18 protein-coding genes are annotated in these 22,935 nt (G+C 61.9%); 10 read left to right on the top strand and 8 right to left on the bottom strand.

Going from position 1 to position 22,935, the window contains the following annotated elements; all coding sequences use genetic code 11:
- Window positions 1-117 precede the first annotated feature (117 nt).
- The 3 genes from BM267_RS16825 to ccoN form a co-directional block, all read right to left on the bottom strand.
- Window positions 118-462, bottom strand: coding sequence for a hypothetical protein (locus BM267_RS16825; protein WP_074780780.1), 345 nt, complete (start codon window positions 460-462; stop codon window positions 118-120).
- A gap of 157 nt (window positions 463-619) precedes the next feature.
- The gene (locus tag BM267_RS13785) at window positions 620-1,765 is read right to left on the bottom strand and encodes an HPP family protein (RefSeq protein WP_051611047.1); all 1,146 of its coding nucleotides are present in this window, start codon (window positions 1,763-1,765) and stop codon (window positions 620-622) included.
- Between the two features lie 184 nt (window positions 1,766-1,949).
- Window positions 1,950-3,398, bottom strand: coding sequence for a cytochrome-c oxidase, cbb3-type subunit I (gene ccoN, locus BM267_RS13780; protein ID WP_074780783.1), 1,449 nt, complete (start codon window positions 3,396-3,398; stop codon window positions 1,950-1,952).
- A gap of 203 nt (window positions 3,399-3,601) precedes the next feature.
- Between ccoN and BM267_RS13775 the strand changes: the two genes are divergently transcribed.
- The 4 genes from BM267_RS13775 to BM267_RS13760 all read left to right on the top strand — a co-directional run bounded on the left by BM267_RS13775 (window position 3,602) and on the right by BM267_RS13760 (window position 9,271).
- Entirely contained in the window at window positions 3,602-4,765 is a 1,164-nt protein-coding gene (locus BM267_RS13775) for an isovaleryl-CoA dehydrogenase (RefSeq protein WP_036990755.1), read from the top strand.
- 115 nt (window positions 4,766-4,880) lie between these two features.
- Window positions 4,881-6,488 carry a carboxyl transferase domain-containing protein gene (locus BM267_RS13770; protein WP_074780786.1) on the top strand — a complete coding sequence of 536 codons (1,608 nt, stop codon included), beginning with the start codon at window positions 4,881-4,883 and terminating at the stop codon, window positions 6,486-6,488.
- Between the two features lie 48 nt (window positions 6,489-6,536).
- Complete coding sequence (locus tag BM267_RS13765; RefSeq protein ID WP_074780790.1) at window positions 6,537-7,337, top strand: gamma-carboxygeranoyl-CoA hydratase; 801 nt, start codon at window positions 6,537-6,539, stop codon at window positions 7,335-7,337.
- Window positions 7,334-9,271, top strand: coding sequence for an acetyl-CoA carboxylase biotin carboxylase subunit (locus BM267_RS13760; protein ID WP_074780793.1), 1,938 nt, complete (start codon window positions 7,334-7,336; stop codon window positions 9,269-9,271). The genes BM267_RS13765 and BM267_RS13760 overlap by 4 nt, the downstream gene beginning before the upstream one ends.
- Here BM267_RS13760 and BM267_RS13755 read toward each other — a convergent pair.
- The 4 genes from BM267_RS13755 to BM267_RS13740 all read right to left on the bottom strand — a co-directional run bounded on the left by BM267_RS13755 (window position 9,265) and on the right by BM267_RS13740 (window position 14,265).
- Window positions 9,265-10,107: an IclR family transcriptional regulator domain-containing protein gene (locus tag BM267_RS13755; protein ID WP_074780795.1), complete on the bottom strand. Its 843-nt coding sequence runs from the start codon at window positions 10,105-10,107 to the stop codon at window positions 9,265-9,267. The genes BM267_RS13760 and BM267_RS13755 overlap by 7 nt on opposite strands.
- A 92-nt stretch (window positions 10,108-10,199) precedes the next feature.
- Window positions 10,200-11,468, bottom strand: a complete 1,269-nt coding sequence (locus BM267_RS13750) for an OprD family porin (protein WP_074780798.1) — start codon at window positions 11,466-11,468, stop codon at window positions 10,200-10,202.
- Window positions 11,469-11,570: 102 nt separating this feature from the next.
- Window positions 11,571-12,785, bottom strand: coding sequence for a benzoate/H(+) symporter BenE family transporter (locus tag BM267_RS13745; protein WP_036990761.1), 1,215 nt, complete (start codon window positions 12,783-12,785; stop codon window positions 11,571-11,573).
- Window positions 12,786-12,924: 139 nt separating this feature from the next.
- Window positions 12,925-14,265: an MFS transporter gene (locus tag BM267_RS13740; protein ID WP_074780802.1), complete on the bottom strand. Its 1,341-nt coding sequence runs from the start codon at window positions 14,263-14,265 to the stop codon at window positions 12,925-12,927.
- 201 nt (window positions 14,266-14,466) lie between these two features.
- Here BM267_RS13740 and BM267_RS13735 point away from each other — a divergent pair, with 201 nt between their 5' ends.
- Entirely contained in the window at window positions 14,467-15,375 is a 909-nt protein-coding gene (locus BM267_RS13735) for a hydroxymethylglutaryl-CoA lyase (protein WP_074780805.1), read from the top strand.
- Between the two features lie 12 nt (window positions 15,376-15,387).
- Window positions 15,388-17,340, top strand: a complete 1,953-nt coding sequence (locus BM267_RS13730; RefSeq protein ID WP_074781118.1) for an acetoacetate--CoA ligase — start codon at window positions 15,388-15,390, stop codon at window positions 17,338-17,340.
- A 226-nt stretch (window positions 17,341-17,566) separates the two neighbouring features.
- Here BM267_RS13730 and BM267_RS13725 read toward each other — a convergent pair whose 3' ends face one another.
- Window positions 17,567-18,463, bottom strand: a complete 897-nt coding sequence (locus tag BM267_RS13725) for a LysR family transcriptional regulator (RefSeq protein WP_074780808.1) — start codon at window positions 18,461-18,463, stop codon at window positions 17,567-17,569.
- A gap of 124 nt (window positions 18,464-18,587) precedes the next feature.
- Between BM267_RS13725 and BM267_RS13720 the strand changes: the two genes are divergently transcribed.
- From BM267_RS13720 to BM267_RS13705, 4 genes are read left to right on the top strand one after another with little or no spacing between them, the layout of a single operon-like run.
- Entirely contained in the window at window positions 18,588-20,096 is a 1,509-nt protein-coding gene (locus BM267_RS13720; RefSeq protein WP_074780811.1) for a CoA-acylating methylmalonate-semialdehyde dehydrogenase, read from the top strand.
- A 51-nt stretch (window positions 20,097-20,147) separates the two neighbouring features.
- Window positions 20,148-20,921 (top strand): enoyl-CoA hydratase, encoded by a 774-nt coding sequence (locus BM267_RS13715; RefSeq protein WP_074780814.1) that lies wholly within the window; start codon window positions 20,148-20,150, stop codon window positions 20,919-20,921.
- A gap of 41 nt (window positions 20,922-20,962) precedes the next feature.
- On the top strand, window positions 20,963-21,856 hold the full coding sequence (gene mmsB, locus BM267_RS13710; RefSeq protein WP_036990826.1) for a 3-hydroxyisobutyrate dehydrogenase: 894 nt from the start codon (window positions 20,963-20,965) through the stop codon (window positions 21,854-21,856).
- Window positions 21,853-22,935: an enoyl-CoA hydratase/isomerase family protein gene (locus tag BM267_RS13705; protein ID WP_074780817.1), complete on the top strand. Its 1,083-nt coding sequence runs from the start codon at window positions 21,853-21,855 to the stop codon at window positions 22,933-22,935. Before mmsB ends, BM267_RS13705 begins: the two co-directional genes overlap by 4 nt.

Genomic DNA, 22,935 nt, shown 5'->3' with positions numbered 1-22,935 from the left:
TTCAGTCTAGTTCAGGGCTGGCATTCCATCAGTGGATGCAGGGTATTTTTCAAATGGGTTTGGTCAGATCAAGAAAAAGGCCGGGGTTTTCCCGGCCTTCATCGCGCGCCACGGCGATCAGCCGCCGGCACCCGCGCCAGCGCCACTGGCGCCTCCAGATCCGGCACCGCCGGTTCCAGCGCCAGTGCTGCCAGCACCACCACTGGTGCCGGTGCCGGCACCGCTGCCAGTACCTGTGCCGGTGCCACTACCGGTGCCAGACCCTTCTGGGCCAGACGGATTATCCGGGCTGGTAGGCGGTGCATCGCCATTGTCACCAGTCGCGTTGTAGGCACCTGAGTCCTGACGTTGCTCCTGCATGCGGTCATCGTCGTCATGCTTGTCGCCGGCGGCCACCGCCAGCGGGGCAGCAGAGCCCAAAGCAAAGGTAAATAATGCCGTATAGATCAATTGCTGTTTCATGTTTTCCACCTCCGGGTGTATTTGGGGGGACTACATGGAAATAGAATTGCACCTGCGCCAATGGTTCAAACAGAAAAATGTGTCAACGGTAACAACTGGCATCGGTGCGTCACCGCCAACCGAGGGTGGTGGCGCCGTGATTTGTCATCAGCATCGGTCAAGCCAGGTGGCTGACCAGATCCCGATGCAGTGCGGCAATCACGTCGGTCTGGGTTACCAACCCGACCAGGCGGCCATTGTCGAGCACCGGCAGACAATGCAGTCCCTGGTTCGACATCAGCGGAATCATGTCCACCACATGGGTCTGCCCGTCCACGGTAACCACTGGCGTGGTCATCACTTTGTGCAAGGGCTGGTCGCGCCACAAGTTGATACGCGTCGGCAGGATACGACCCAGCGGCAGGTCCAGCTGCGCCAGTAGATCACTCAGGCTGGTGATGCCCTGCACCACCCCATCGCTGTCCACCACCGGCAGGGTCTTGACGTGATGATGACGGAACAGGCGGACGGCCTGCATCACCGTGGTATCCGGGCCGACGGTGCGGATATCCCGTGACATGATCTGCTCGGCGCGGATATCACCCATCTTGCGCCGCAAGGCCGAGCTTTCGGTATCGCGGATAATCTGTTCCAGGTCGTGCCGGGTGATGTCGACGAAGGCGCCGTGCTTCTCCAGGGCCCGATCCAGATCCTCTTCGGTGAAGCCGACCCGCTGCCCCGGAAGAATGTCCCGGGTGTGGTGCAGATCGCCCCGCGGCGCCTGCTTCGGATAACGCACACCGGTGAGGTTGTTGTACAGCGTGGCGCAGAACAGCAGACAGCAGGCGTTGAGCATGATCGGCAATACCAGCCAGCCGCCCAGCGGCGATAACAGGTCACCGGCCAGCAGTATCACCACTACCATGGCGCTCGCCGGTGGGTGCAGGCAGCGCAGCACCGACATGCCCAGCACTACCGCGCCCACGCCGGTCACAAGTTGCCAGCCGAGAATCATCTCGGGTAACGGCAAATGCAGCATGGCCAGGCCAACCAGTGCTGCCAGCAGGTAACTGCCCAGTACCGGCCAGGGTTGTGCCAGCGCACCGGAGGAAACGACAAACAACAGCACCGCCGAAGCCCCAGCCGGACCCAGCAGAATCATCGCCGTGGTTGACCCATAGAGCAGGCTGGACAACCAGAAGGTGCAGGCCACCGCGCCGGCAACACCCATGGCGGCACGCAGCCACTCACCGGGCCGGGTTTGCACCGTGCGCGGCAACCAACCGAATAACAGCTGGGCAAGGGCCAGCAACTGACCGGACATAATATGCTCCTGCCGGCAGTAGGTGACGGCCAGGTAAAGCACATCAGAAACCGGAACTTTGCAAAAGGGGAAATCAAGGGCCAGCTATTCTGACCCTCGAAACCACAACAGACAATTCAATAATTATTGATATCTGATGCAATTATTTTTATGCAACTCAATGACTTGAGATAACGACCGACGCTCAGGAAGGGGCCCCTATCAGCTCGCCCCCGCGTGCCGACTCCCCTGCCCCGCGGATGGTCATCGCGCAATTGAAGGCCATCAGCACCATCCCCGCAGCAAAGATGCCGCCCCCGATCATTCGCACGATATAACCCGGATGGCTGGCCTCCAGCGCCTCGACGAAGGCGTAGGTCAGAGTGCCATCGACGTTGACCGCGCGCCACATCAGGCCCTGGGTGATGCCATTGACCCACATGGCAACGATATAGAGCACGGTCCCCATGCTGGCCATCCAGAAATGCAGGTTGATCAACTGGATGCTGTACATGCCGTCACGCCCCCAGAGTCGCGGCACCATGTGATAGAGCGCACCGATGCTGATCATCGCCACCCAGCCCAAGGCGCCGGCATGCACGTGGCCGATGGTCCAGTCGGTGTAGTGCGACAGGGCATTCACCGTCTTGATCGCCATCATCGGGCCTTCGAAAGTGGACATGCCGTAGAACGCCAGCGCCACCACCAGAAAACGCAGGACCGGGTCGGTGCGCAGTTTGTGCCAGGCGCCGGACAGGGTCATCATGCCGTTGATCATGCCGCCCCAGCTCGGCGCCAGCAGGATGATCGACATCACCATGCCCAGGGTCTGTGCCCAATCCGGTAGCGCGGTGTAATGCAGGTGGTGCGGACCGGCCCAGATATACAGCGCGATCACTGCCCAGAAATGCACGATCGACAGGCGGTAGGAATAGATCGGCCGCCCCGCCTGCTTGGGTACGTAGTAGTACATCAGACCGAGAAAGCCGACCGACAGGATGAAGCCCACCACGCTGTGCCCATACCACCACTGGATCATGGCATCGGCGGCGCCGGCATAGATGGGATAGGACTTGAACAGCGAGACCGGCACATCGACGTGGTTCACCACATGCACCAGTCCGGTGACTATGATGAAGGCGCCGTAGAACCAGTTGCCCACATAGATGTGCTTGACCTTGCGCCGGGCGATGGTGCCGAAGAACAGGTAGCCGTAGGCGAGCCAGACTACCGTGATCAGCGTGGCGATCGGCCAGATCATCTCGGCGTATTCCTTGCTGGTGGTGAGGCCATTGGCATAGCTGAGAATGATCGCGACGATGATCGTTTGCCAGCCCCAGAACACGAAGTTCGCCAGCTTGTCCGACACCAAGCGTACCCGGCTGGTGCGCTGGACCACGTACAGCGAGGTGGCGAACAGGGCGCCGCCACCGAAGGCGAAGATCACCAGGTTGGTATGGATGGGACGGATGCGCCCGAAGCTGAACCAGGGCAGATCGAAATTCAGCGCCGGCCAGACCAATTGCGCGGCCAGGACCACGCCCATGGCCATACCCAGCACACCCCAGACCAATGTCATGATGGTGAATTTGCGGACCACGTCATAGTTGTAGCTGGGCTCCGAAGAGCCCGCAGAAGCAGAGGGAAGATGCATGATGACTCCGAGAAGCAAGGCGGGCGAAAACGTAAATAGTGTGCGCCTCACACTGAATATAGACAAACCGATAATAACTAACATTTAATTCAATATTATTTATTATAAGACCCGCTTCATACGCCTGTATTGCCCGCTCATTGACAGCCCGCCGGCCCCTGCTAGTTTGAACATAGTCACAGAACAGAATAACAAGGTGACATATGAATCAATCCGGTCTGAATTTTGCTTTAGGGGATACCCTCGACCTGCTGCGCGAGCAGGTGCGTGGCTTCGTCGATCGCGAGCTGGCACCCCGTGCCGCGGCCATCGACAGTGACAATCAGTTTCCCATGGACATGTGGCGCAAATTGGGCGACATGGGCCTGCTCGGCATCACCGCCGGGGAAGAGTACGGCGGGGCCGGTCAGGGCTACCTGGCCCATGCCCTGGTGATGGAAGAGATCAGCCGCGCCTCGGCGTCCGTGGCTCTGTCCTACGGCGCCCACTCCAATCTTTGTGTCAATCAGATCAGCCGCAACGGCAGCGACGAACAGAAAGCGCGCTACCTGCCCGGGCTGATTTCCGGTGAACGCGTCGGCGCCCTGGCGATGAGCGAGCCCAACGCCGGCTCGGACGTTGTCAGCATGCAACTGCGCGCCGAACGGCGCGGCGATCACTTTGTGCTCAATGGCAGCAAGATGTGGATCACCAACGGTCCGGATGCAGATGTCTATGTGATCTATGCCAAGACCGAACCTGACCGCGGCGCCCACGGGCTGACCGCGTTCATTCTCGAAGGTGACAGCCCCGGCTTCTCCCGCGGGCCGAAGCTCGACAAGCTGGGCATGCGCGGCTCCAACACTTGTGCGCTGTTCTTTGATGATGTGCAGGTACCGCTGGGTAATGTGCTGGGCGAGGTCAACGGCGGGGCCCGGGTGCTGATGAGCGGCCTGGATTATGAACGGGTGGTGCTGGCCGCCGGTCCGGTGGGCATCATGCAGGCCTGCCTGGATGTGGTACTGCCCTACATTCATGACCGTCGCCAGTTCGGCCGCAGTATCGGCGAGTTCCAACTGATCCAGGGCAAGGTCGCTGACCTCTACACCGGTCTGAATGCCAGCCGCGCCTACCTCTATGCGGTAGCGCGCAGCTGTGATCTGGGACAGGCCAGCCGCCAGGACGCCGCTGGGGTAATCCTGTACACCGCCGAACAGGCCACCCGTGCCGCGCTGGACGCCATCCAGATTCTCGGCGGCAACGGCTATATCAACGACTACCCCACCGGCCGGCTACTGCGTGACGCCAAGCTCTATGAGATCGGCGCCGGCACCAGTGAAATCCGCCGGATGTTGATTGGTCGGGAATTGTTCGAGCAGAGCCGCTAACGCCAACAGACCAACTGTTTCGTGGGAGCGGCCAAGGCCGCTCCCACAGGAAGCTCCTGCCAGCATGGGCAAAGCGAGCGGTAATTGAAGCGTCAAGCCGGAACGGAAGGAGAAAATGGCCATATTCAACACCGAGATCAACACCCACTCGCCGGAGTTCACCACCAATCGCGGCGCCATGCTCCAGCAACTGACAGAACTGAGAACCTTGTTGGCGCAGATCGCCCAGGGCGGCGGCGAACAGGCCCAGGCGCGCCATTGCGCCCGGGGCAAACTGCTGCCACGCGAGCGCATCGATACCCTGCTGGATAGCGGTTCGCCGTTTCTGGAAATCAGCCCCTTGGCAGCCCATGCCGTGTATGACGAAGAAGTGCCCGCCGCCGGGTTGATTGCCGGGATCGGCCGGGTAGCAGGCGTCGAGTGCATGATCATCGCCAACGATGCCACGGTGAAAGGCGGCAGCTACTACCCGCTGACGGTGAAGAAACACCTGCGCGCCCAGGCCATTGCCGAGCAGAACCGCCTGCCCTGCCTGTATCTGGTGGATTCCGGCGGAGCCAACCTGCCGCGTCAGGATGAAGTCTTCCCCGACCGCGAACATTTCGGGCGCATCTTCTTCAATCAGGCGCGGATGAGCGCCCAGGGTATCGCCCAGATCGCGGTGGTGATGGGCTCCTGTACCGCCGGTGGCGCCTATGTGCCGGCCATGGCCGAGGAAACCATCATGGTGCGTAACCAGGCGACCATTTTTCTCGCCGGCCCGCCACTGGTACGGGCCGCCACCGGCGAGGTAGTCACTGCCGAGGAACTGGGCGGCGCCGATGTGCATTGCCGCACCTCGGGTGTGGCCGATCATTATGCCGAGAATGACGAGCATGCCCTGGCGCTGGCCCGGCGCTGCGTCGCCAATCTCAATTGGCGCAAACTGGGCCAGGTGCAGACCCGAGCGCCGCAGCCTCCGCGCTACCCCACCGAGGAGTTGTACGGCATCATTCCGGCGCAGGCGAAACAGCCCTATGACGTGCGCGAAGTGATCGCCCGGATGGTGGACGGCAGTGAGTTCGATGAGTTCAAGGCGCTGTTCGGTACCACTCTGGTATGTGGATTCGCCCACCTGCATGGCTATCCGCTGGCGATTCTCGCCAACAACGGCATCCTGTTTTCCGAAGCGGCGCAGAAAGGCGCCCACTTCATCGAGCTGGCCTGCCAGCGCGGCATTTCCCTGCTGTTTCTGCAGAACATTACTGGCTTCATGGTTGGCCAGAAATACGAAGCTGGCGGCATCGCCAAGCACGGCGCCAAACTGGTGACCGCCGTGGCGTGCGCCCGGGTACCCAAGTTCACCGTGATCATTGGCGGCAGTTTCGGCGCCGGCAACTACGGTATGTGCGGGCGCGCCTATGACCCGCATTTTTTGTGGATGTGGCCCAATGCACGTATCGGCGTCATGGGCGGCGAGCAGGCCGCAGGCGTACTGGTGCAGGTCAAACGCGAACAGGCCGAACGCCGCGGCGAGGTCTTTTCGGAGCAGGACGAGCAGCAGCTCAGGCAGCCGATACTGGATCAGTATGAACACCAGGGCCACCCCTGGTATTCCAGTGCGCGTCTGTGGGATGACGGGGTGATCGATCCGGCGCAGACCCGGGATATTCTGGGTCTGGCACTGTCAGCCAGTCTGAATGCACCGATGAAGGAGACGCGGTTTGGGGTGTTCAGGATGTAAGAAATCCCCCTCTCCCGTTGCGGGAGAGGGGCCGAGGGGGAACATGCAGTGCATTTCAACACCATCGAACTGGAGCGCGACGCGAGGGGCTTCGCCACTCTCTGGCTGAACCGCCCGGATAAGAAGAATGCCTTCAATGCCGGCATGATCCAGGAATTGTTGCAGGCCCTTGATCAACTGCAGGCGGACACCAACCTGCGCTTTGTCCTGCTGCGCGGCCGTGGGCGGCATTTTTCGGCGGGCGCTGATATCAACTGGATGCAGGAGTCGAGCAAGCTGGACTTCGATGCCAATCTGGTCGATGCCCAGGCGCTGGCGGAACTGATGTACCGCCTCTATGCCCAGCCCCAGCCGACCCTGGCGGTGGTACAGGGCGCCGCGTTTGGTGGTGCTATAGGGCTGATCGCCTGCTGCGACATGGCCATCGGCACCGAGGACGCCCAGTTGGCATTGTCCGAAGTGCGTATCGGCCTGGTGCCAGCGGTGATCAGTCCGTTCGTGGTCAAGGCCATTGGCGAACGGGCGACCCGCCGCTATGCCATCAGCGGCGAACGATTCACCGGCACCCAGGCTCGAGAACTGGGGCTGCTGGCGGAGGTCTGCCCAGCAGCGGCGCTGGCGGACCGGGTCGCTGGCTGGATCGACACCCTGCTGTTGAACAGCCCCCGAGCCATGCGCATCAGCAAGCAATTGGTACAGGAGGCAGCTCACCAGACCCTGAGCCCCGCCCTGCGCCAGCATACCGAACAGGTCATAGCCCAGATCCGCGTCAGCGCCGAAGGCCAGGAAGGACTGCGGGCCTTTCTGGATAAACGCCGCCCCAGCTGGTTACCGGAGTCCAGATCATGATCACCTCCCTGCTGGTTGCCAACCGCGGCGAGATCGCCTGCCGAGTCATACGGACGGCCAAGGCCATGGGCCTGACCACCGTAGCCGTACACAGCGCCGTCGATCACGACGCCCGCCATGTTCACACGGCGGACCGGCGCGTCGACCTGGGAGGCGCCAAGCCTGCCGACAGCTACCTGGCGATCGACAAGCTGATCGACGCCGCCTTGACCAGCGGCGCCCAGGCGGTCCATCCAGGCTATGGCTTTCTTTCCGAGAATGCCGACTTCGCCCGCGCCGTCGAGGCCGCCGGACTGATCTTCATCGGCCCACCCGCCGCCGCCATTGAGGCGATGGGCAGCAAGTCCGCTGCCAAGGCACTGATGGAGCAGGCCGGTGTGCCGCTGGTCCCCGGTTACCATGGCGCAGACCAGAGCCCGGAGAGTTTCCGCGTTGCCGCCCAGGGCATCGGTTATCCAGTGCTGCTCAAGGCGAGCGCCGGCGGTGGCGGCAAGGGCATGAAGGTGGTGCAGCACGAGGCAGAGCTGACCGACGCGCTGCTATCGGCCCGGCGCGAGGCCCAGGCAGCCTTTGGTGATGACCGGCTGCTGCTGGAAAAGTACCTGCTCAAACCGCGCCATGTGGAGATCCAGATATTCGCCGATCAGCATGGCAACTGCCTGTATCTGCATGAGCGGGACTGCTCGATCCAGCGCCGGCACCAGAAGGTCGTCGAGGAGGCACCGGCGCCCGGACTGACGGACCAGACTCGCCGGGCCATGGGCGAGGCGGCCGTACGGGCCGCGCAGGCGATCGGCTATGTCGGCGCTGGCACCGTGGAATTCCTGCTCGATGAGCGAGGCGAATTCTTCTTCATGGAGATGAATACCCGGCTGCAGGTGGAGCACCCGGTGACCGAGGCCATCACCGGCCTGGATCTGGTGGCATGGCAGATTCGCGTGGCCGGTGGCGAGCCGCTGCCGATCAGTCAGTCACAGGTACCACTGCTCGGTCATGCCATCGAGGTACGGTTGTATGCCGAAGATCCGGACCAGGACTTCCTGCCCGCCAGTGGTCGGCTGGAACTCTATCGCGAGCCGGCGCTGACAGCAGGACAACGTATCGACAGTGGCGTGAACGAGGGCGACCTCATCTCCCCTTTCTATGATCCGATGCTGGGTAAACTGGTTGCCTGGGGCGAGAATCGGGAGCAGGCCCGGCTGCGGCTGCTCGATCTGCTGCGCAAGACTTTCGTTGGCGGCGTGCGTACCAACCGCGCCTTCCTATGCCGGATACTCGAGCATCCGGCTTTCGCCGCCGCCGAGCTGGATACCGATTTCATTCCACGCCACGCCGCGCATCTACTGCGCCCAAGCAGCCCCTTGCCCGATACGTTCTGGCAGCAGGCTGCCATAGCATTCTTGCACGGCGAGCCGACCGAGCGGCGTGCAGACGATCCTGATTCACCCTGGGCTGACCGCAGCGGCCAGCGCTTCGGCTTGCCGGCGAGCTATCGCCTGCATTTGCACTGCAACGGTGAGCAGCGTGTCGTGCGGCTGGATCCGGGTCTGACCGTTGCGGATAACCGAGCAGCCATCCGCAACGGCGCCACACTGTATCTGTCCTGGGATGATGAGTTGCTGGAGGTAACCCGCTTCGACCCCATCGCCGCGGCCGATACTCGACCGCAGCCGGAAGGCGGTCTGATCGCCCCCATGAATGGCAGTATCGTGCAGGTGCTGGTCAAACCCGGTCAGGCAGTGGCGGCCGGCACGCCACTCATTGTGCTCGAAGCCATGAAGATGGAACACAGCATCCGCGCCCGACAATCCGGAGTGGTCAAACAGCTGTGCTGCAGCGAAGGCGATATGGTCAGCGAAGGCGCGGTGCTGGTGGAGATGGAGCCACACAGCTCTCTGGCCGGTGAGGCTTCCGAGAGGGGGTCAGTTCAATGAAACAAGCGGGTGCTCAGTTCCTTGCTCGCTTCCAGCAGCACCGGCAGAAAACGGGTTTCCAGTTCTCCCCGCGTTATCCGGCTGACGGAGGTGCCGACATTGAGTGCGGCGAGCACCTGGCCGGCGGGGTCACGCAGCGGCACTGCCAGTGAGCGCAGGCCAAGTTCCAGCTCCTGATCGCTGACCACCCAGCCGCGCTGGCGAGTTTCCAGCAGTGCTTCACGCAGCGTTTCGGGTGTGCGCAGCGTTCGGCTGGTCCTGACCTGCAAATTGACCCGCGCCAGGTACTCCTCCAGCGCCGCATCATCCAGTGCGGCGAGCAGAATCTGCCCCATGGAAGTGCAGTAGGCCGGCAGGCGGCTGCCAACACTGAGGTTGATGGATATCAGCCGCAGCGGTATCGAAGAGCGCGCCACATAGAGAATCTCGTCACCCTCCAGCGTGGCCATGGAAAAGGCTTCGCTCATCTGATCGCTGAGACGGTCGAGGATCGGCTGGGCGGCCACCGCCATCGGCGTCGAGGACAGGTAGGCATGCCCGAGCGTCAGTACCTTGGGCAGCAAGGAAAAAGTACGCCCGTCGGTGGTGGCATAGCCGAGCTTGATCAGGGTGTGCAGGCAGCGGCGCACCGAGGCCCGCGGAATGCCGGTACGGTGAGCTATCTGGGCAATGGTCAGATGGCGCGTGCGCTCCTGGAAAGCATGAATCACTGCCAAACCGCGCGCCAGCGAGGTCATGAAGTCGGGATGCCCGGTGAAGGCCTCGATGCGCTTGGCCGGTGAGGCGATGATGGCCGGGGCCACCGGCACGCCGCCGGGGCGGGATTCGTCAGACATGGCAAGCAACCTTATTGCATACGCGGCGTTCGATCATCGCCCATTGACGCGCCGGGCGCAAAGGCGCGCGCAGCGCGCCGATGCAGGCTGACCTACAACAGCCTCCAGGTGTAATTGAAGATCAGCCGGTTCTCGTCGATATCGGTGCGGTAGTTGGAGCGTGCCGTGACGTTACGCACCCGAATGCCGAGATTCTTCAACACCCCGCTTTGCACGGTATAGCCGATATCCAGATCACGCTCCCACTCTCGGCCCTCATAGCCCAGCCCGGTGTCCACATTATCGCCGCGAATATAGCGCACCGTTGTCACCAGACCGGGCAGCCCCAGGGCGGCAAAATTGTAATCGTGTCGCAGCTGCCAGGAACGCTCATCGGCTCCGGCGAACTCGTAGGTGGGCACCTCGTTACCCAGTGGCGTGATGTTATTGAACACCCGCGGAAAGGCATCATCACCGAACATGGCCTGATATCCGAGCAGGAACGTGTGGCCTCCATGGCTGGCCGACAGCTGCGAAACAGCGGCCCGGTTATCAATACGCCCGAGCAACCGGTCACCGTCTTCCTTCGAATCGTAGAATGCCAGCTTCGCGCCCAATACCCAGTCGCCCACCGGCTCGCTGTGACTGAGGCGGTAGACGCGCTGCTGGTAGATATCCGCCAGCTGGGCGTACCAGGCGCCGACAGACGTGCGCTGCCCGTTGAACGCATAGTCGGCACCGGCGTAGTTGAAGCGGTCGCTCGCCGCGCCTTCCAGCAGTTGCGGTGCATGCCCAAGCTTGGCGTACATCTTGCCATCGCCCGCCTCGTTGAGCAGGCTGCCGGAGCGGAACTGGCCACCCTGCAGTGTCAGCCCGGCAAGCTCGCGGGAGACGATACTGGCGCCCTGGTAGGTTGGCGGCAACAGGCGGATATCGCTGAAGGTGAGCACCGGCAGGTCCGGGGTCAGCTCTCCCAATCTGAACTCGGTTTGCGACCAGCGCACCTTGAGGGCGGCTCCCAGGCGACTGTATTCATCCTGCGCCTTGCCATCGCTGCCAGTCGGCAGCAAGCCGGTGTTGACCCGACCGCCGCCACTGTCGAGCTTGATGCCGAGCATGCCAATGGCATCAACGCCGAAGCCGATCGCCCCCTGGGTGTAACCGGAATTGATTCTCAGGATAAAACCCTGCGCCCATTCTTCGGCCTTCGATTGCTGATTGGGGCCGACGATATCGGAGAAATTCCGACTGAAATAGTAGTTGCGCGCCTGCAGCGTCGCAGAGGCGCCCTCAACGAAACCCTTCGTTTCAGCAGTGCTGGTCGCCGGTATAACCAGGCCGGCAGCGATGAGCAGGTACGAAAAATATGATTTGTTTTGCATGCTATCTCACTCGTTTTTGTTGTTTTTCAGGTACAGGTTGCCCATCCGGGGGCGCATTGCCTCCCGGAGTGCAGTGTCAGATTCAGATATTTAGCGGCTGGTTTACTGCCCGGACTCCAGAGTCGATGGTTGAGGCTGCGGTGATGCGGCAGGTTTGCGCAAACCTAGCAACAAGTGCGCAGCGACACCGAAGATCAGCCCCCAGAAAGCAGCGGACAGGCCAAGAAAGGACATGCCCGACGCCGTTACCAGAAAGGTGATCAGCGCCGCTTCCCGATCCTGCGGCACCGCCATCGCCCCCTGTAGTGAGCTGGCAATCGCTGCCAATAGCGCCAAACCGGCCAGCGCCGCAATCAGCGCGGCGGGAAACGCCGTGAAGATCGATACCAGCGTCGCACCAAACAACCCCAGGACCAGATAGACGACACCGCCTGAAACCCCGGCGATATAGCGTTTGGCCGGATCTTCATGGGCTTCCCTGCCGGTGCAGATGGCGGCGGTGATGGCCGCCAGCGTCAGGCCGTGACTGCCGAATGGCGCCAGCAACAACGAACCCAGGCCGGTGCTGCTGAGCAATGGACTGGCCGGCGTGTCATAGCCATCGTTGCGCAGCACTGCCACCCCCGGTACAAACTGCCCCGTCAGTGCCAGCATCAGCAGCGGCAGTGCCACGTTGAGCGTCACCTGCCAGCTGAATTCCGGGCTGATCCAGACCGGTACGGCCAGCCCGACCACTAGCGCCTCGCTCTGCAGTTCGCCCAGCGCCATGGCAATACTCACTCCCACCACCAGCACCGCCAGTACTGCATAGCGCGGCGCCAGGCGCTTGCCCAGCAGGTAAGTGATGAACATGGCCAGCACCAACACCGGTTGATCCTGCAGCGAGACGAACAGGCCGGTGCCGAAGCTGAACAGGATACCGGCCAGCATGGCGGCGGCTATCGCCGACGGCAACTTGCTGACGATGCGATCGAAGGTGCCGGAAAGCCCGATCAACACAATGGCAGCGCTGCTGATCAGATAGGCTCCCACCGCCTCACCCATGCTCATGCCCGGCAGCAAACTGATCAGCAAGGCGGACCCGGCAGCATTCCAGGCGATGACGATCGGTACCTTGTAGCGCAGGCTGAGCACAATACCGAGTACGCCGCTGCCCATGGATATCGCCCAGACCCAGGATGACAGTATCTCGTGGGGCAACTGCGCCGCCTGGGCCACCTGGAAGATGATCACCAGGGGCCCGGCATAGGAAATGACCGTTGCAATGAATCCAGCGACTACTGCGGAAAGTGAAATGTCCTGGAGAAATACTTTCATATCGCCTCGCGTTGCAGAATCCGGGCCGACAGCAGGCCGTGGGCGGTCAAGGGTACCATCCACGGACCGGGCGGTGTCGTCGGACAATCCCGTTGGCGTCTGCATCAGTCTCCTCCCCCGTCCACAGCCACCGGGCTGCTCAGGCCCGTGCCGCCAGCAGCGACGCAGAGGCCAGGCGCTGTCGTTTGCCGGCCAGCACGAACAGCATCATGGCCAGCACGGCGATGACGCCCGGGATGGCAAAGGCGATGAAGTTCAGCTGCAGCGGCAAGTTGATACCCAGCAGCGCGCCGCCCAGCAGCGGGCCGACAATGGCGCCGTTACGACCGATACCCGAGGCCCAGCCCAGGCCGGTGGAACGGATCGACAGCCCATAGAATTGCGCGGCAGCGGCATACAGCAGGATCTGGGTGCCAATCACCGTGGCGCCGGCGATGGTGATAAGGGTGTAAAGCACGGGCATCGGCGTCTTGATGCCAAGCAGGCTGATAGAGGCCACGGCGACGATAAAGAACGCCACCACCACCTTGCCCAGATCAAAACGGTCACCCAGCCAACCACCGAGAATCGCTCCGAACATGCCACCGAAGTTCAGTGCTAGCAGGAAGGACAGGCTGGAGCCCAGGCTGTAGCCGGCATTGGCCATCAGTTTCGGCAACCAGGAACCCAGCGCATAGACCATCAGCAGGCAGCAGAAGAAGGCAACCCAGATCGACAGCGTGCCCACCAGGCGGCCATCGCGAAAGAGATCCAGCACCGAGTTTTTCTTGCCTGAGGTTTCCGCCATAACCAGCGGACTGTCCGGCGCCAACTCCAGCTCCGGCTGCACCCGCTTGAGCATGGCCCGGGCCTCGTCGTTGCGTCCCTGGCGGACCAGAAAACCAACCGATTCTGGCAGGTAGCGCAGAATCAGCGGCAACAGCAGCAGCGGTACTACCGCAGCGAAGAACATCATCTCCCAGCCGAAGCGTGGCAGTATCAGAATACCCAATCCAGCGGAGCACATACCGCCGAGGGAATAGCCGCTGAACATCAGCGCCACCAGGGTGCTGCGCAGCTTCTTCGGGGCATATTCGTTCATCAGTGCAACCACGTTGGGCATCAGCCCGCCGCAGCCCAGGCCAGCCAGAAAACGGTAGGTACCGAATTCGGTCGGTGAACTGGCGAAGCCGTTGAGCACCGTGGCAACACTGAACAGCAGAAAGCAGATGGTGATGCCCTTCTTGCGGCCGATACGATCGGCCAGGGTGCCGAACAGCAGCGCGCCGAACATCATGCCGAACAGGGCATAACTACCCAGTGCGCCGGCTTGCAGCGGAGTCAGGCCCCACTCTTCCATGATCACGGGCAACACCACACCGTAGATAAACAAGTCATAACCATCGAAGATCAGCAGCAGTGCGCACAATCCCATAATCAACCAATGGAAGCGGTTGAAGCGGGCGCCGTCGATGACCTCATGAACATCTATTGTTTGCATGGCATCAGTTCTCTTTTGTTGTTGTTGGCGAGTCGGCAAGCCAGGTATCGGCCTAGACCCGCCATCACTGGACGAGCGCAGCATAGGAGATCCACCTGCTGACCAACAGATGTGATGTTCGATAACCGCACACTTTCAATAGCCGCCCGGACCGCCGGGCGCCGCTATACTCTTCGACATGCTTGGCTGCCGGAGATAACGATGCCCCTACCCCACCACGTACGCCTGGTTGAAGTCGGCCCGCGGGACGGACTGCAGAATGAGCGCCACCCGATCAGCGTGACGGATCGCGTCCGGCTGGTGAACGATCTGACGGAGGCCGGCGTCAGCCATATCGAGACCGGCAGCTTCGTCTCGCCGAAGTGGGTGCCACAGATGGCTGATTCCGCAGCGGTGTTCGCCGGCATCATGCATAGTCCTGGCGTGCGTTACACCGCGCTGGTACCCAATCTGCAGGGTCTGCAGGCAGCTATCGGCGCCGGCGTGACGGAAGTGGCGGTATTCGCCGCCGCTTCGGAAGGTTTCTCCCAACGCAACATCAACTGCTCGATCAGCGAGAGCCTGCAGCGCTTCGCACCGGTCATGGCTGCAGCCGAGCGCCAGGACATCCGTGTACGCGGCTACATTTCCTGTGTGCTGGGTTGCCCGTATGACGGCGCCGTCGCTCCGAGCCAGGTCGCCAGCATCGCCGCCGAGCTGATCGCCATGGGCTGTTATGAAGTATCCCTCGGTGACACCATCGGCGTGGGAGTGGCCAGCGCCACCAGCCGACTGATCGACCGGGTCGCCGCACAGGTGCCCCCGGGGCAGCTGGCGGGGCATTTCCATGACACCTACGGGCAGGCATTGAGCAACATCTACGCCGCCTTGCTGGAAGGCGTCAGCGTATTCGACAGCTCGGTCGCCGGGCTGGGTGGTTGCCCCTATGCCCCTGGCGCCAGCGGTAATGTCGCCAGTGAGGATGTGCTGTACATGCTGCAGGGCATGGGCATCGACACTGGTGTCGATTTGCAACGACTGGTTGCGGCCGGCCAGCGCATTTGTGATGTGTTAGGCCGCCCCAACGGCTCCAAGGTAGCCCGTGCCCTACTGGCCCACGAACAGGAATAAGGAGAAATGGCCATGCCACAACCGCTATGGTCACCGAGCAGAGATGCCGTCGCTCGGAGCCGCATGGAAGCCTTCCGCATCCAGGTGAATCAGCGCTGCGGGTTGCATCTGGCGGGCTATGACGAGCTGCATGATTGGAGCATTCATGAGCGTGCCGACTTCTGGCAGGCGTTGGCGGATTTCTTTGCGGTCGAGTTCCACACCCCCGCCCAGCAGGTGCTTGATGAAGGCCCTGCCATGCCGGATGCACGCTGGTTTCGCGGTGCCACACTGAATTATGCGGCCCATTTGTTACGGCGCAAGGATGACCAGCCGGCGTTGATCAGCATCAGCGAAGCCGGCGTGCGCGAGCAACTGAGTTTTGCCGAACTGAATGCCCATGTGGCTGGCTTGCAGCGCAGCCTGGAAGCTGCCGGCATCATGCCCGGCGACCGTGTTGCCGCCATCCTGCCGAACGGGTGGCAAGCGATAGTCGCCATGCTTGCCACCACCAGCCTGGGTGCGGTGTGGTCCTCCTGCTCGCCGGACTTCGGCGCGCAGGGTGTTATTGACCGTTTTGGCCAGATCGAACCCAAGGTCTTGATCGCCTGCAGCGGTTATCACTATGCCGGCAAGTCCATCGATCTGACCGACCGGCTCACCGAAGTGCTGCGCCAACTACCCACGGTCGAGCAACTGATCCTCGTGCCGGGCCCGGCCGGGGCTCAGGGACCGCATCCCGACTGTCTCCAGGCGGTTCAGCATTGGGCGGAGTTCTATCAGCCCGGCGGCCCACCGCAGTTCCGCGCCCTGCCCTTCGACCACCCCTTGTATATCCTGTATTCCAGCGGCACCACCGGCGCGCCCAAATGCATTGTCCACCGCAGCGGCGGTGTTCTGTTGCAGCACCTCAAGGAGCTTGGCCTGCATACCGACCTGCAAACCAGTGACCGGCTGTTCTACTACACCACCTGCGGCTGGATGATGTGGAACTGGCTGGCCTCCGGCCTGGCAGTCGGCGCCACACTGGTGCTCTACGATGGCTCGCCGTTTCATCCGCATGAATCCCGGCTGATCGACCTGATCGACGCCGAGGGCATCAATGCCTTCGGTGTCAGCGCCCGGTATCTCGCTGCCCTGGAAAAGGCTGGCATACAACCGGCACGCAGCCACCGCCTGGGCAGTCTGCGCAGCATTCTCTCCACCGGCTCGCCGCTATCCCCGGAGAGCTTCGACTATGTCTATCGCGACATCAAAAGCAATCTGCGCCTGTCCTCCATCTCCGGCGGTACCGATATCGTCTCCTGCTTCGCCCTCGGCAACCCACTGCTGCCGGTCTGGCGTGGCGAATTGCAGGGCCCGGGCCTGGGCATGGCCGTGGAGGTATGGAACGAGGCCGGCCAACGGGTAGTCGGGGAAAAAGGCGAACTGGTCTGTACCCGGCATTTTCCGTCCATGCCGCTGGGGTTCTGGAACGACAGCGACGGTAGCCGCTACCGCGCCGCCTACTTCGAACGCTTCCCCGGCATCTGGGCGCATGGGGACTATGCCGAGCGGACCGAGCATGGCGGGCTGATCATCCATGGCCGTTCGGATGCGGTGCTCAACCCGGGCGGCGTACGCATCGGCACGGCGGAAATCTACCGGCAGGTGGAACGTATCGAGGAGGTGCTGGAATCGGTCGCCATCGGCCAGCAATGGCAGGACGATGTGCGGGTAGTGCTGTTCGTATTGTTACGTGACGGCCTGGAACTGGATGAGGGGCTGCAACAACGGATCAGATCGGCAATCCGCCAACACGCCACACCGCGCCATGTGCCGGCACGCATTCTGGCGGTAAAGGACATACCGCGCACGCGCAGCGGCAAGATAGTGGAACTGGCCGTGCGCAATGTCGTGCACGGCCAGCCGGTGAAAAATACCGAAGCCCTGGCCAACCCGGAAGCGCTGGAATATTTCCGCAACCGGGTTGAACTGGAGCAGTAACTACTCGGCGCTGGACAGCATAATGCCGTTGATGTTGTTCGCGAATACGTAGAGAGCATCCTTGACGAAGGGCCCTGCCAACCACGTTTTTAACTTCACATTATCTTCAGGTCGCTGACGTTCGCTGCGGAGTAAACGGAATACAGACCACGTCTCGCCTTTCTATCCGAGGCATGGAAAGGATGTCTGCCAACCTTTTCCAATAGTGTTCAGGCTGAGATTTGAGCTAGACGGTCTGCCCCATCAACCTCCCCCGCTCCTGCTCCGCCCTCTCCCTCAGAAAATCCCAGGTCACCCGCATCCGTGCAATATCCTTGAGCTCGATCGGCATCAGCATCCAGAAGGTACGGATGAAGCGGATCTGCGCCGGCATGATCAGCTGTAACCGGGGATCTTGGTCAGCAGTAAAGGCCGGCAGGATGCCCAACCCGGCGCCGGCGGCGATGGCTTCCTGCTGGGCCAGCACACTGGTACTGCGCACCCCGACCGCACCGGAGCCGGCGATCTCGTCAAGAAATAGCAGGTCCTTGCTGAACACCAGATCATCCACATAGCTGACGAAACGGTGCTTTTCCAGATCGCTGCGGCTGGTGATCGGGCCGTGTTGTTGCAGGTAATCCTTGCCGGCATACAGGCGCAGCACGTAGTCAGTGAGTTTGGTGATGATGAAGGGCCCGCGCTCGGGGCGCTCCAGGGTGATGACGATATCCGCTTCATGGCGTGACAGCCGCACCGCCCGAGGCAGCGCCAGCAGGTCAAGATGCAGATGCGGATGGCGGTGACTGAGCTCGCTCAACTGGCCCGCTACCAGCATGGTGCCGTACCCCTCGGTGGCACCGATGCGCACCTGACCGGACAGGGTTTCACCGGGATTGGGCAGCGCCTGCTCGATACGCACGCTGGCCCCTTCCATCAGTTCGACCTGCGGCAACAGGCTGCGACCGGCTTCGGTCAGGGTGTAACCGCTGGTATCGCGGATGAAGAGTGCCACACCGAGACTTTTTTCCAGCGCCTGCAGCCGCCGGGATACCGTGGTGTGATCCACACCGAGGCGGCGCGCCGCTGTGGTCAGCCGCCCTGCTCTGCTTAATTCGAGGAAAAACCGCAGATTATCCCAGTCCATATCCAGTCCCTGTGCAAAAACGCAGACCCAACTTGCGAATGAGCCAATTGTTTATGGGAAAAACGCACTGCTACTATCCATGACATCTTCCAAGACGACAAGGGCAGCGGCCCAGAGGACAACAATGAGCAATAACAATATCCCCGCCGTCAAACTGCTGATCAACGGCGAGTTCATCGAGTCGAAGACTGATCAATGGCGCGATGTCATCAACCCCGCGACCCAGGAAGTTCTGGCCCGTGTGCCCTTCGCCACCCAGGATGAGATCAATGCGGCGGTCGCCAGCGCCAAGGATGCCTTCAAGACCTGGCGCAAGACGCCGATCGGTGCCCGCGCCCGCATTTTTCTCAAGTACCAGCAACTGATCCGCGAGAACATCAAGGAGCTGGCCGCCATTCTCACCGCCGAACAGGGCAAGACCCTGGCTGATGCCGAGGGCGACGTTTTCCGCGGTCTGGAAGTGGTCGAACACGCTTCTGCAGTAGGCAACCTGCAACTGGGCGAACTGGCCAACAACGTGGCCGGTGGCGTGGATACCTATACCCTGATGCAGCCGCTGGGCGTCTGTGCCGGCATCACCCCGTTCAACTTCCCGGCGATGATCCCGCTGTGGATGTTCCCGATGGCCATCGCCACCGGCAACACCTTCGTGCTCAAGCCCTCCGAGCAGGATCCGATGGTCACCATGCGTCTGGTCGAGCTGGCGCTGGAAGCTGGCATCCCGGCCGGCGTGCTGAACGTGATCCACGGCGGCGTGGATGCGGTGAATGGCATCTGTGATCATCCGGATATCAAGGCCGTATCCTTTGTCGGCTCCACCCATGTCGGTACCCACGTGTACAACCGAGCCACCCAGGCCGGCAAGCGCGTGCAGTGCATGATGGGCGCCAAGAATCACGCCATCGTCATGCCCGACGCCAACAAGGAGCAGACCCTGAACAACCTGATCGGCGCCGCCTTCGGCGCGGCCGGGCAGCGCTGCATGGCGCTGCCGGTGATCATTCTGGTTGGCGAATCGCGCAACTGGCTGCCGGAACTGGCGCGCAAGGCGCAGACCCTGAAGGTCAGCGCCGGTGTCGAGCCCGGTACCGATGTCGGTCCGGTGGTCTCCAGTTCGGCACTGGAGCGCATCAATGGCTTGATCCAGAAGGGCATCGATGAAGGCGCCGAGCTGGTACTGGATGGCCGCAACCCCAGCGTCGCCGGTTACGAAGATGGCAACTTCGTTGGCCCGACCATCTTCGCTGGCGTCAAGCCGGGCATGACAGTCTATGATGAGGAAATCTTCGGGCCAGTGCTCTGCGTGATGCAGGCGGACAATCTGGATGAGGCCATCGACATCATCAATGCCAACCCGAACGGCAACGGCACCGCCATCTTCACCCGCTCCGGTGGCATCGCCCGCCGCTTCCAGGAAGATATCGACGTCGGCCAGGTGGGCATCAATGTGCCGATTCCGGTGCCGGTCCCGCTGTTCTCCTTCAGCGGCTCGCGCGGCTCCAAGCTGGGCGATCTGGGCCCCTACGGCAAGCAGGTGATCCTGTTCTACACCCAGACCAAGACCATCACCGCCCGCTGGTTCGATGATGACGAGCAGGCTGCCGCAGTCAACACCACCATCACACTGAAGTAAGTCTTATAGGCCGGCCATTTAATGGGCCGGCCTCTTTTTTGGAGTAGCGACATGAGCTTTGAAACTATTCTGATCGAGACCCGCGAGCGTGTGGGCCTGATTACCCTGAACCGCCCCCAGGCGCTGAATGCGCTGAATACGCAGGTGCTGGATGAGCTGAACCAGGCGCTGGACCAGTTCGAAAGCGATCCCCAGATCGGCTGTGTGGTCCTGACCGGCTCCAGCAAGGCCTTCGCCGCCGGTGCCGATATCAAGCAGATGGTGGACCTGCAATACCCCGACGTATTCATGGATGACTTCTTCTCCCCTGCCGACCGCATCGCCAACCGCCGCAAACCGTTGATTGCCGCAGTGGCTGGCTACGCCCTGGGTGGTGGCTGCGAACTGGCAATGATCTGCGACTTCATCTATGCCGCCGACAATGCCCGCTTCGGCCAACCCGAAATCAACCTGGGCGTACTGCCCGGCATCGGCGGCACCCAGCGCCTGACCCGCGCCATCGGCAAAGCCAAGGCAATGGAAATGTGTCTGACCGGTCGCCAGATGGATGCCCAGGAAGCCGAGCAGGCTGGCCTGGTCGCACGCATCATTCCAGTCGATCAGCTGTTGGAAGAAACCCTGAAGACCGCCCAGGTCATTGCCAGCAAATCCCTGCCGAGCGTGATGATGACCAAGGAATGCGTCAACCGGGTATTCGAGAGCAGCCTGAGTGAAGGCGTACGCTTCGAGCGCCGGGTATTCCACTCGATCTTCGCCACCGCTGACCAGACCGAAGGCATGCAGGCGTTTGCCGAGAAGCGTAAACCCAATTTCAAGCACGCTTGAGCATCAATACAATTAGCTGACAAGAATAAGAGGTAGCTCATATGAAAATCGGATTCCTCGGCCTCGGCAACATGGGTGGCCCCATGGCCCACAACCTCCTCAAGGCCGGCCATGAACTCACTGTATTCGACCTGTCCGCAGCAGCGGTTGCCAATCTGGTAGAAGCTGGCGCCAGCGCCGCCCCCAGCATTGCCGCGCTGGCCGGCAGTGATGTGGAAATGATCATCACCATGCTGCCCGCCGCCCAACATGTGAAAGGTGTCTATCTGGGCGAGGATGGTCTGCTGGCCAAGGTGGCTCCCGAGGTACGGTTGATCGACAGCTCCACCATCGATCCCATGAGCGCCCGGGAAGTAGCCACTGCCGCGGCAGCAAAGGGCAACCGCATGATCGATGCGCCGGTTTCCGGCGGTACCGGCGGTGCAGCGGCGGGCACCCTGACCTTCATGGTCGGCGGTGAACAGGCCGACTTCGATGCCGCCCTGCCGGTCTTGCAAGCCATGGGCAAGAACATCGTCTATTGCGGGCCGAGTGGCAATGGCCAGGTCGCCAAGGTGGCCAACAACATGCTGTTGGGCATATCCATGATCGGCGCCGCCGAGGCCATGAACCTGGGCGTGTCCCTGGGCATGGACCCCAAGGTGCTGGCCGGCATCATCAACACCTCCAGTGGCCGCTGCTGGAGTACCGATACCTACAACCCCTACCCTGGCGTATTGGACAACGCTCCGGCGTCCCGCGGCTACACCGGCGGCTTCGGCACCGATCTGATGCTCAAGGACCTGGGCCTGGCCACCGAGGCTGCCAAGCAGGCACGCCAGCCGGTAGTGCTCGGCGCCCTGGCGCAGCAGTTGTACCAGACCTTCAGCGGCCAGGGTAATGGCGGGCTGGATTTCTCCGCCATCATCAAGATGTACAACGGAGCGATCGAATGACCGAGCAGAGCGTACTGGCCGAAGTGCGTAACGGCGTCGGCCACCTGACCCTCAACCGCCCGGCCGGGCTCAATGCCCTGAGCCTGGAGATGGTACGCAGCCTGCGCCAGCAACTGGACGCATGGCACAACGACGCGGCCGTGCGTTTAGTCGTGCTGCGGGCCAATGGCGAAAAGGCCTTCTGCGCCGGCGGCGACATCCGTGGCCTGTATGACAGCTTCAAGGCGGGCGATGGTATGTACGTCACCTTCTTTGAAGAGGAATACGCCATGGACCAGGTGCTCCATGGCTACCCCAAGCCCGTGCTGGCACTGATGGACGGCTTCGTCCTCGGCGGCGGCATGGGCCTGGCCCAGGCTGCCTCGCATCGCGTGGTCACCGAGCGGGTGAAGATGGGCATGCCGGAAACCGGTATTGGCTACTTCCCGGATGTGGGCGGCAGTTTTTTCCTGTCCCGCCTGGAGGGCGCTATCGGCCAGTACCTGGGCGTAACCGGCTCGCATATCCGCGCCGCCGATGCCCTGTACTGCGGCCTGGCCGACCACTGCATCAGCAGCGACCTCGTAACGGAGCTGGATCAGGCACTGAACAGCCAGAGCTGGTCGGATGACCCGGCCCGCGACCTGCATCAATTACTGCACAAACGCGCCTCGCAGAAAATCCCCGGCTCGGAAATCAAGGCGCTGCGCCCCGCCATCGACCGGCATTTCAGCCATCCAGACATGCTCAAGATTCGGGCTTCTCTGGCTGCCGAAGACTGCCCCTCCTATCAGGATTGGGCCGAGCGCACCCTGGCTGCGATCGACAGTAAATCGCCGCTGGCCATGAATGTGACCCTGGAACTGCTGCGTCGCGGTCGCGAGCTGGATCTGGCAGATTGTTTCGCGCTGGAGCTGCACCTGGATCGCCAATGGTTCGCCAAGGGCGACATCATGGAAGGCGTGCGAGCACTTATCGTCGACAAGGACAAGAATCCCCGCTGGAATCCGCCTACGCTGGCCGAGGTGAAAGCGGAACAGGTTGCGGAGCTCTTTGCCGGCTTCGCTGCGCGCAGCGCTGATGAACGGCGTCAGGCCTGA

Origin of the sequence: Halopseudomonas bauzanensis (assembly GCF_900114735.1) — a bacterium.
In the GTDB taxonomy this organism is placed as follows: domain Bacteria; phylum Pseudomonadota; class Gammaproteobacteria; order Pseudomonadales; family Pseudomonadaceae; genus Halopseudomonas; species Halopseudomonas bauzanensis.
This window is presented reverse-complemented; position numbering and strand designations above follow the sequence as displayed.